This window comes from Salmonella sp. SAL4457 (assembly GCF_046548235.1).
Lineage (GTDB): Bacteria > Pseudomonadota > Gammaproteobacteria > Enterobacterales > Enterobacteriaceae > Salmonella > Salmonella enterica.
This window is the reverse complement of record NZ_JBGDZO010001077.1, coordinates 1-247: the sequence shown is the minus strand read 5'-3', so window position 1 is coordinate 247 and position 247 is coordinate 1. Positions and strand designations below refer to the sequence as shown.

The window sequence follows — 247 nt, the reverse complement described above, 5'->3', positions numbered from 1 at the left end:
ACTTGAGGCCTTCGACGCTGGTCTTCGCGGTTCCCGTCGAAAGCCCGCTGCCGGTGTCGAAGCCCAGCGCCAGCCGTTGCGCGTCCGGCAGCGCCTCCTTCAGGCAGGCGGCCAGGCAATCGGTGGGGATCACATCGAAGCCGACGCCCGGGCAGACCACGATGCCGGCCTCGCGGGCCTCGGCGTCGCCGGCGTGGGCCTGCTCGAACACCGCGATCTCTCCAGTGATATCCACGTAGTGGGTGCC

The 247-nt window shown here is 69.6% G+C and carries 1 pseudogene; it reads right to left on the bottom strand.

Features of this window, described 5'->3' with window-relative positions:
- Nucleotides 1–247, bottom strand: a pseudogene (locus ACLJNW_RS27505) (hypothetical protein); the annotation flags it as partial.